General features: G+C 64.6%; 8 protein-coding genes and 1 pseudogene. 2 read left to right on the top strand and 7 right to left on the bottom strand.

Annotated features, from left to right (window positions below; all coding sequences use genetic code 11):
- Positions 1–149 precede the first annotated feature (149 nt).
- A pseudogene (locus ABZS64_RS38620) lies at positions 150–951 on the bottom strand (IS5 family transposase).
- A 76-nt stretch (positions 952–1,027) separates the two neighbouring features.
- Here ABZS64_RS38620 and ABZS64_RS38615 point away from each other — a divergent pair.
- Positions 1,028–2,254: an ATP-grasp domain-containing protein gene (locus ABZS64_RS38615; RefSeq protein ID WP_355839793.1), complete on the top strand. Its 1,227-nt coding sequence runs from the start codon at positions 1,028–1,030 to the stop codon at positions 2,252–2,254.
- 309 nt (positions 2,255–2,563) lie between these two features.
- Positions 2,564–4,495: a M13-type metalloendopeptidase gene (locus ABZS64_RS38610; protein WP_355839791.1), complete on the top strand. Its 1,932-nt coding sequence runs from the start codon at positions 2,564–2,566 to the stop codon at positions 4,493–4,495.
- A 27-nt stretch (positions 4,496–4,522) separates the two neighbouring features.
- Here the strand turns inward: ABZS64_RS38610 and ABZS64_RS38605 are convergent, their stop codons facing one another.
- The 6 genes from ABZS64_RS38605 to ABZS64_RS38580 all read right to left on the bottom strand — a co-directional run bounded on the left by ABZS64_RS38605 (position 4,523) and on the right by ABZS64_RS38580 (position 9,113).
- Positions 4,523–5,317, bottom strand: a complete 795-nt coding sequence (locus ABZS64_RS38605; RefSeq protein WP_355839789.1) for a glycosyltransferase family 2 protein — start codon at positions 5,315–5,317, stop codon at positions 4,523–4,525.
- Positions 5,318–5,451: 134 nt separating this feature from the next.
- A complete protein-coding gene (locus tag ABZS64_RS38600; RefSeq protein WP_355839786.1) occupies positions 5,452–6,267 on the bottom strand; it encodes a sulfotransferase in 816 nt (271 codons plus the stop codon).
- 11 nt (positions 6,268–6,278) lie between these two features.
- Entirely contained in the window at positions 6,279–7,190 is a 912-nt protein-coding gene (locus tag ABZS64_RS38595) for a sugar phosphate isomerase/epimerase family protein (protein WP_355839784.1), read from the bottom strand.
- The gene (locus ABZS64_RS38590) at positions 7,187–7,939 is read right to left on the bottom strand and encodes a hypothetical protein (protein WP_355839782.1); all 753 of its coding nucleotides are present in this window, start codon (positions 7,937–7,939) and stop codon (positions 7,187–7,189) included. The genes ABZS64_RS38595 and ABZS64_RS38590 overlap by 4 nt, the downstream gene beginning before the upstream one ends.
- Positions 7,936–8,871, bottom strand: coding sequence for a Gfo/Idh/MocA family oxidoreductase (locus ABZS64_RS38585; protein ID WP_355839780.1), 936 nt, complete (start codon positions 8,869–8,871; stop codon positions 7,936–7,938). Before ABZS64_RS38585 ends, ABZS64_RS38590 begins: the two co-directional genes overlap by 4 nt.
- Positions 8,871–9,113 (bottom strand): hypothetical protein, encoded by a 243-nt coding sequence (locus ABZS64_RS38580; RefSeq protein ID WP_355839778.1) that lies wholly within the window; start codon positions 9,111–9,113, stop codon positions 8,871–8,873. Before ABZS64_RS38580 ends, ABZS64_RS38585 begins: the two co-directional genes overlap by 1 nt.
- Positions 9,114–9,244 lie beyond the last annotated feature (131 nt).

Below are 9,244 nucleotides of genomic sequence, written 5' to 3'. Positions count from 1 at the left end.
ATAAGTCACTCGGATACGGCTTGCGTTCACTCACCTGGTCACATCACCAGATCAACAACTGCGGACCGGTGGATTCCACCCCGCCGCCACACCATAAGGCGACAGCAGAACCACTCAAAGACTCACAAACCGCCCTCTGACACCATGTCCTACATGGTGAGGTTGCGGAAGCGTTTGTAGCAGCAGATCGCGGCTGCGAGCCCGAGAAGGCCAGGTAGTTGCCGGGTTGTCGCTCGAATCGTTGAGTCTGCGTTAGCCGGTCAGCCAGGACATGGTGCGTTCGATGACCCACCTGCGACGTCCTAATCGTTCGCTGGACTCGATGCCTTTGCGTGCGATCCGCACGCCGATGCGCTTGCCTCGCAACCATTTTCGCAGGTGGGGAACGCCGTACACCTTATCTGCGTGGAGACGTTGGGGCTTGGAATCGGCTGCGTGGGATTCGTGTCCCATGTGGAAATGGGACAGCATCGGCTTCAGCGCCTGGCTGTCGTGGGTGTTGGCCGCGGAGAGACCGACGCGTAAGAGCAGTCCGTCCGCGTCGGACAGGACGTGCATCTTGGAACCGGGCTTACCTCGGTCCACGGGGCTCGGACCTGCAAGTTCGCCCCCTCTTTAGCGCGGACATGGGCAGAGTCGAGGACCGCGCGGGAGAGGTCGACCAAGCCCTGTCCGTCCAGGAGTTGGAGAACCTTCTGGTGCAGCCGACCCCAGACTCCCGCACGGGACCAGATGACAAACCGACGATGCACGGTCGACTTCGACGCCCCGAAGCACGGAGGCAGTGCCCGCCAGGCGCAGCCGCTGACCAGCACGTAGATGATGGCCGCGAAGACCGCCTCGTCATCGATGTTCGCGATCCCCCCACCCCTGCGGCCGCACACGGGCCGGTGGCAACAAGGGCTTCGCGATCTCCCACAGCCCATCCGGAACGATCCCGGAACCGAGCATGATCGTCTCAGGAGCTCCATGGGACGATCTCTCTACCGACCGGGCCGGAAACGGGCTTACAACCAGGAGGATCTCGATGAACCGTGGTCAACGCCCGAGACTGGTGATCGTCGCTGGCACGCGACGGCTGCTGTCCATGGCCCGTGAGCTCGGAGCGGAGACGGTATTCGTGCACGCGCGAGGTGGGCAAATCCCCCAGGTGGCCGAGTTAGCCCACCACGTGATCGCGGCGGACTTATCAGATGCGGATGGCGTCTATTCGTTACTGGCTCCGATGCATGCTAAGCAGCCATTCAGCCACGTTCTTTCACTGACGGAGAGTGGCCTGCTGCCTGCGGCTCAAGTGGCTGCGCGCCTACAGGTAGCCGGCGTGCCGCTGAGCACTGTTCAGGCGTTGCAGGACAAAAGGCGGATGAGAGCGCTGCTCAACGCCAGGGGGATAAGCCCGGTGCGGGCTGCGCCGGTGGGTTCGGAAAGAGACTTGGCCTACTTTTGTCGCGAGGTAGAGGGGCCGGTTGTTCTGAAGCCGGCCACGGGTACGGGCAGCCGTGCTGTATTTGCGGTCCCGGGGCCGTGCGATGCTGCATTGGCCTGGCGTCGGTTCGTCAGGACTGGCGGCGAGGATGCCATGGCTGAGGAGTACCTGGACGGGCCTGAGATCAGCATCGAGGCATTCTCCCGCGCGGGACGGCACACCATCATCGCGCTTACTGAAAAACTCTTTTCCTCCAGTTTCGTGGAACTCGGGCACACCGTACCTGCTTCTGTGCCTGATGATCAGCAGAACCAGGTCCGCCTGCTCGTGCAACAGTTCCTGGATTCGGTTGGGCTACGTGATGGTCCGTCGCACACCGAAATCAGACTCACCGCCCGCGGCCCACGCATTGTCGAGTCGCACAATCGGATCGGTGGGGACAAGATCCGGGAGTTGGTGCACCGCGTATACGGGGTGGACCTGGTCATGCTCACCGCGCAATGCGCACTAGGCCTGCCGACGCCACTCATCCCGCCAACTCCACGATGCGGAGCAGCTGTCCGCTTTCTGGCGCCGTCGCCCGGTATCATCCGACGCATCAGCATCCCAGACGTCCCGGAGCTCACCGACGGCACCGCCACGATCCAATTCGACGTCGCGGTAGGCGATTGTGTCGGGCCGGTAAAAGAATCGGGAGACCGATCCGGGTACGTGCTGGCGGAGGGCGCGGACGCGGTCGACGCGGCCCGGCGATGCGAGCGGCTCGCTGCTCAGGTCGTCATCGATACCCAGTCGGCTCCGGCAGCCAACACCCACGATCACGGCTAGAGCGCCGGAACGTAGTTCGCCTCCCGGAGCCAGGGCGGCGTAGCCGCCTGACCGAAAGTGACCGTGCCTGCCCGCCACGCTGGTTACGATCTAGAGGATTCGTGGCCCGGATAAGTGTGCGGTCTACCCATATCTCGGGCGGCGCGGAACGAGCTCGACGCCGTCGTGTCTCGAGGGGAAGACAGCATCACCATCACTTTCGAATACTCCGCAGACCTGTTCACCCCTACGAAAGGTGAGCGCGATCCTTCACCGAGCTCCTGCGAATGGTGACAGAGAACCCCGAGCGTCCGCTGGGGAGCTGCGCACATGAATCATCACATCCGTCCGCAAGATGACCTGTATGGCTACGTGAACGATCTATGGCACAGGCAGGAAAAGATCCCCACGGACCGATCGAGTTGGGGCACTGTTCCGCAATTGGTCGAGAGTACCGATAGTCAAGTAAGCGCGATCATCCAAGAGCTCTCAGCGGACTGGACGGGCGCAAATCATGTTGAGGACGCACGAAAGATCGCCGCACTGTACACATCTTTCATGGACGAGCAGAACATTTCCGCTCTCGGCCTCTCGCCGGTGCTACCCCTGCTCCGGGATGTCTCGAGCCTGCGCGATAATTCAGACCTGTCGGAGTTTCTCGGTCGACTCGAAAGGATCGGCGGTTCGGGGCTCTTCCGCACCTATGTGGATGTCGACGACCGAAATTCCGAACGATACCTGTTCAATATAAGCCAGGGAGGGCTCAGTCTCCCCGACAGCACATACTATTTCGAAGAGAGATTTGCGGGGATCAGAGAAACGTACGCCGCATATCTGATCGACTTGCTCACACTTGCGCAGCACGACGCTCCTCTGTTTGCGGCGGAGAGAGTGCTGGCGATTGATGTGAAGATAGCCGAAGGCTATTGGTCGCAGGCTGCGGCTCGAAATGCGCATAACACATACAATTTGGTCGGCCTGGATGAACTGAAGGCGTTGGTTCCGTCATTCGACTGGCACCGATACGCTGTCGGGCTCGGCAGTTCGAGCGAGGTCGTCTCCGAGGTCTGCGTCCGCCAGCCCTCCTACCTCGCCCACATGTCATCGTTGCTGACCGGCGTGCCGATGGAAGAATGGCGTGACTGGCTGCTGTGCCGGGCACTGCGTACCTGCGCCCCATATCTCTCGGATGAGTTCATCAAGAACGACTTCGACTTCCACGAGCGCACACTCAACGGCACTCGGAAGCTACCGGATCGCCGCAAGCGGGCTGTGCAGTTCGTGAAGCGAGCCATGGGTGAGGCTGTTGGCAGAGAATACGCTACGCGACACTTTCCGCCCAGTTCCATGGCTTCGGTGAAAGCGCTGGTCTCCAATATCATCAGGGCATACCGGGCCTCTATCAATGAACTGGAATGGATGACTGACCCGACGAAGGATCGAGCTCGCGAAAAGCTTGATGCCCTGCGCATCAAGATAGGTCATCCAAATAACTTCAGAGATTACTCAAGGTTGTCAGTACAAGACGATGAGCTCCTTGGGAATGCTCATGCGGTAGCAGCATTTGAGGTCGATCGAAAGCTGGCCAAAATCGGATCACGCGTCGACCCCGATGAATGGTTCATGCTGCCACAGAAAGTAAACGCCTACTATAATCCGGGCGCAAATGAGATATGTTTTCCGGCGGCAGTTCTGCAAAGGCCATTCTTCTCCCTCGAAGCCGACCTTGCTGAAAATTACGGCGGAATCGGTGCGGTGATCGCACATGAGATTGGCCATGCATTCGACGATCAAGGCGCGAAATATGACAATAAGGGAAACCTGGGCGACTGGTGGACGCCGGCTGACAGGGTCGCCTTCGAGGGGAAAACGAACGCCCTGATCAAACAGTTCGATCGGCTTTCACCAAGGAGCCTCCCGTGCGAATTTGTCAACGGTGAGCTCACTGTCGGGGAGAATATCGGTGATCTCGGTGGCATTGCCATCGCCCACAAGGCATACCTCGCGGCGCTCGGCGACAAGTCAATGCCGGAGAAGGATGGCATTACCGGTTCGCAAAGACTATTCCTGCATTGGGCCCTTTGCTGGCGTACCAAGCGGCGTGAGGAAGAAGAGCGGCGGCGCCTTGTCGTCGATCCGCACTCCCCACCGGAATTGCGAGCAAACGTTGTCCGAAACCTCAACGAGTTCCATGAGGTATTTGCGACATGCGAGGGCGACGGTCTGTGGCTGGACCCCAGAGACCGCGTGCGGATCTGGTGAGGCTTCGCCTATGTCGGGCACTGTTCGTCATCGGCGCTGCGACACTCTGGATGGGAGCACCGTAGCCAGCGAATTGGCCGCCTGAAGACCGAGATTCAGGACGGCAGGAATCGGGTCGTATGGCCAGGGTTGAAGTCTCGCGGTTGCGGCGAAGCGGGGAAGCGCCGCAGCAGGCGTGCTGCGCGGCGCCAGGCGGCCTGCACGCCAGGCCTCGCGGAATGCGACACCGGCTCCCTTGCTATTCCGGTGCGCCACGCGGAGGTCGGGCACAAAGAACACCTGGCCGTCCGACTGGGCCAGCCGCTCGACGAGCCCGTTGTCGCTCGCGGTGACAATGTCAGGAAAACCTCCGGCAGACAGGAACAGCTCGGTCCAGACAGCCGAGTTACCACCGGCGAAGAAGGTCACCGGACTGTTCGGCGCGTGCTGTGCGTAGCGCACCTCATACCGATATTGGCGAGCACGGGCCACCACGCCGCTGTCGAACGGCAGGACCCGACCCGTGATCGCGGCGTGGTTGTCGCTCAGCGCGGTATCGAGGACGGAGAACCAGTCGGGCAAGGGACGGGCGTCGTCGTCCAGAAAGGCCAAAACGTTCCCCGTCGCCGTCTTTGCCGCCAGGTTGCGGCTGGCCGCCGGGCCGCGCCGGGTCTCGTTGCGCAGTATCCGGACCGGGAAGGGACAGGTTGCGTTGATGCACAGCGAGTTTTCGGACGCGTCGTCGACGAACAGGACCTCGTGTACGACGCCGATGTCGTAGCACGCGATCGCGCTCAACACACGGTGGGCATCGGTCGGCCGATTCCGGGTGGCGATCACCACGGAGACTCGTTTGGATTGTTTCCGGTTCAGAGCGGGCGTACCTGTAACCACTTCCGTACTCCTTAAGGGTGCTTGTCGGAGGGCACCGGCGTCTGGGGTGCGTCCACGACGACATGGCCGAGCCGGCGCGCAGGTCACTCCTGCGAGGTGGTCGAGTGGACGGAGGCAGGTGCGGCGCCATTGGGATGGGACGCCTGCCGTAGCGCCTGCCACACCGCGGCTACTTCTGGTGGGAGGTCTGCGTCGAGTTCGGCGGCCGGAGCCCGCGGGGTGAGGCCGGCAATATAGGGTCGGAGATCCAGCCCCGTGAACTCCTCCAGGCGGCGGATCTCCTCCCCCCGGCACAATGCCTGATACTCGATCACCAGTCGCCGGTGCGACGGAATGTTTGGCGCGAAGTCCAGCCAGTGGCGGTTCCACGCGGCCCACTTGCCGAGTGCGGATTCCTCGGTCGCCGGTGCCCATGGGCGGTCACCGGCCCACCGGAGCATGGACCGTGCGGCTTCGAGCGGGTGCCGTATGAGCATCACGTACCGTGCGTCCGGGAGCGCGGCATTCAGCCACGGCAGGTGCAGCAGATACTCGTTGTACTTGTCGCCCCAGCAGGGCAGGCCCAAGTTGCTCTCGGCGAGAATACGCTGGGCCAGTACCGTGGCGTCGTTACCGGCGGTGCCCTCAGCCACCTCCCGTGCGGCAGTGCGCAGGCTTTCCTCGACTCGGGCCCGCCAGCGGTCGACGCCAGCGCCGTCCGGCGGGCGGCGGTCGAGAGCGTGCAGGATTTCGTCGGCCCGCAGATGACGGTCGGACAGGTCCTGGGGGGTCAGCCAGCGGTCCAGCAGGTAAGGCAGCTTGCCGTTGACCGTGAAATGACCGCCGACGTCGTGGAAAGCCCGGTTCAGGGCATGGGCGAAAGCGGTGGTGCCGCAGCGTTGGCTGCCGAGCAGGAACACCGGTGAAGGGCTCAACTCCCCCCCTCCGCCCTGCCCGTGGTGGTGCTTGTCGCCCCGGCGTTCAGAGGCTGCACGGCGCCAACCGTCTCGGCCATTTCGCGCAGCATCCGCATGCAGATCGAGCTGGCCTCGAAGCCACCCGCGGTGAAGCTCTCGCCCCAGGGTTCGTCTCGCTGTTGCTGGGTCAGGACGCGACCGATCCGCCAGTGTGTCTCCAGGGACGCCCAACCCTGGTACTCGTCCTCGACGAGCCGGGCGAGGATCGCCGGCCACGGCAGACAGCCGTCACCCAGTTGGACGTAGGCGGTACGTCCGTCGGGATCCTTCACATGGACGTGGCGAATGCGTTCCCGGCCGAGTGCGTAGTCCTGCGGGAAGGGGGCGGGGTCCCAGCCACTGAAGACGCTGTTACCCGGGTCCCACAAGATGCCGAGCCGGTCGTCACCGAGCTGATCCAGAAACTCAAGAGTGTGGCGCATGGTAGGGCTGTTGGTGCGCATGCCCGTCTCCACGAGCAGCGGCACCCGATCGGTGGGAACTCCGTCCAGGACCTCCCGTGCGACAGTCGCCGCGGCACGCGGGTCCGGTGGGCCTTCGCGATAGAACGTGAAGATGCGGACGAATGGTGCGCCGAGTAGCTCGGCCCGCCGGAGCGCGTCGACCAGCAGGTCGCGCACTGCCATGATTTCGGCGTCGGTGCGGGCCAGGCGGCACTTGAGGGCGGGGGGGTCGAAGCCGGCGATTCGCATTCCGCGCCCCACCACGGCGTCGCGGACGGCGATCAGTTGTGCGTCGTCCATAAGATGCGGCGGCACTCCGTCGGAGGAACGGATCTCCAGACCTCCGAATCCCAGCCGGGCTGCCTCGGCCGCGGCGACATGGATGTCCTGGGACACCTCGTCGTTGATAACGGCAAGTCTCATGGGGAGCTCTCCTCACTGAAGGCAGGGACGTCGGTGGCGTACCACTCCAGGAGGAGCGAGGTGTCTTCGGCAAGAGAGGGTGCCTTCGACTCGACCGTGATCGCGCGCAGCGCTCCCGCGGCCGCGAGCACCTCGCGCGTGGGCTCGGCACAGGAATCGAGCGGCAGGTGTTGTGAAGTGTGGGGATGCTCCCAGGCGAATCCCTTCACTTGGGCCGACGAAGTCATGGGGGACAGCCGGGCCGCGGCCGAGACGGGGTCCGGCGCGATGCGGGCGAGGCCCATGGTGTCGAGCAGGATGCTGGTTCCGGCGCGCTCGCACAGCGCGGCGAGTTCGTCGACCGGTGCGTATCCGTGGTGGGTCTCGACCAGGACGAGGTTGCTTGCGCCGACGCGGGACGTCAAGGCTCGGATCTGGGCCAGCGTCAGGTCGAGCCGCCCGGGTCCCGTGCAGCCCTCGGCTGCGAACACCTTCACAGGCAGTCCGTGTTCCAGCCATGGAAGGGCGGCGCAGGCGTCAACGGGGTGAGCGGGGTCGCCAAGTACGGTTCCCACACCCAGGAAGCTCACGTCGGCTCCCGCAGCCCGCAGTGCGGCCAGGCCGCCCGAGCGTTCCCAAGCGTGGCCCTTGCCAGCGCGCACGTCCACGATGCTGCCGCCTAAGGACAGTGCGAGTGCTGCCAGTTCGGCCGCACCGAGGCGCGGAACGGAGCCCGAGGAGATTCCCACCCGGGTCGTGGGTGCCGTCATGCCGAGATCTTCGATTCCTGGGCGATGGCGCTCAAGATCTCAGTGATGGCGCGGGCCCCTTCCAGGTGGCAGCGCAGCGGGGGCTGACTGGTGGCTAGGGCGTCGACCATCTCCTGGTAGACCAGGCGCCGCAGTTCGGCCGTGGGCCGGTCGGACAGGATGTGCTCGGTTTGGCCGACGTGTGTGGTAACCGTGCCGTCGGAGATACGGAAGCTCCCTTCGGGTCCGAGGATCTGGAGTCGCTCGCTCCGCGCCGGCGACTCGGCGGTCATGGTGAAGGCGAGGGTGGCACCGCTCCGGAATTCGATGTGGCCGGTGACCCGGGTGTCGATGCCCGGGGCGAGCTCTCGGGCGGGGGCGAGCTGTACGGTGCAGGGTCGGCCCAGCAGTTGGCAGGCGAGGTCGAGGTAGTGCACCCCCAGATGTGCCGCGATGCCTCCGAGGGCCGAGGCAGGGTCACTGCGCCAGCCAGCGTTGCGGTAGTGGGCGGGGGGGCGGAACCGGGCCACCTCCAGTACCGCGGTGACCGCTGGATGGGCCCAGTTCGTGGAGAAGGCGGTGGCGGGTAACCGCATGCGGTGCTGAAGCATCACTCCGACTGGCAGGCCGGCCCGCTGCGCAGCAGTTGTCACCTGGTCGATCTCGGTCACGGACACGGCGGGTGGCTTCTCCAGCAGCACTGCCTTGCCCGCGTCGAGGGCCTGCACGGCGAGTTCAGCCCGGCGGCCGGGCGGCAGGCACAGAGCCACGAGTCCGATGCGCTTGTCCGCCAGCAGCTCCTGCCAGCAGCTCACCCGGGGTAGAACCCCGGCGTCGACTGCCGGGTCTTGCTCGAGCACGGCTGCGGTGTGTGCCCCGGCGAGCCCGTCTAGGGCGGTCACATGCTGGCGGCCCGCGGCTCCGAAGCCAACGATCCCGACTCCGATGCTCATCAGGTACCTCCGCACAGGGATGGGCGCTGCGCATCGGCCCTGGTGGCCGGCTGCGGAGGCCGGTTGAGGTGAACGACCCGATCCGCAGCACTGGCCCGGTATGCCGCCGTGGTCACGATCAGCACGGCGCCGCCGTTGCGGGCGGCGGCCCGTACCGACTCGGCCGACGGAATGTCCGGCAGGCCGGCCTCGGGTCGGGTGGCGTCGACGACCACAGTCGACCGGCAGCCGGTGGCAGGCAAGGGCTGTCCTGGCCGGACGATCGTCACACCTCTTGGCGGTGCTGGTGCAACCCGCTGTGGGGGGCCGCGGGCGCCCCCCCCGCGGGCGCCCGACGGGGGGGTCGGGAGAGGGGGGGGGTGGGGAAGAGGGG

Source organism: Streptomyces sp. NPDC005408 (genome assembly GCF_040606445.1).
Classification (GTDB): Bacteria; Actinomycetota; Actinomycetes; order Streptomycetales; family Streptomycetaceae; genus Streptomyces.
Note: the sequence above shows the minus strand (reverse complement) of the source record. Positions and strands in the feature narration are given on the sequence as shown.

What these genes read in the sequence shown, in the direction of transcription:
- ABZS64_RS38615 (WP_355839793.1), top strand. Translation starts at nt 1,028, where the DNA reads ATGAACCGTGGTCAACGCCCGAGACTGGTGATCGTCGCTGGCACGCGA.
- ABZS64_RS38610 (WP_355839791.1), top strand. Translation starts at nt 2,564, where the DNA reads ATGAATCATCACATCCGTCCGCAAGATGACCTGTATGGCTACGTGAAC.
- ABZS64_RS38595 (WP_355839784.1), bottom strand. Translation starts at nt 7,190, where the DNA reads ATGAGACTTGCCGTTATCAACGACGAGGTGTCCCAGGACATCCATGTC.
- ABZS64_RS38590 (WP_355839782.1), bottom strand. Translation starts at nt 7,939, where the DNA reads ATGACGGCACCCACGACCCGGGTGGGAATCTCCTCGGGCTCCGTTCCG.
- ABZS64_RS38585 (WP_355839780.1), bottom strand. Translation starts at nt 8,871, where the DNA reads ATGAGCATCGGAGTCGGGATCGTTGGCTTCGGAGCCGCGGGCCGCCAG.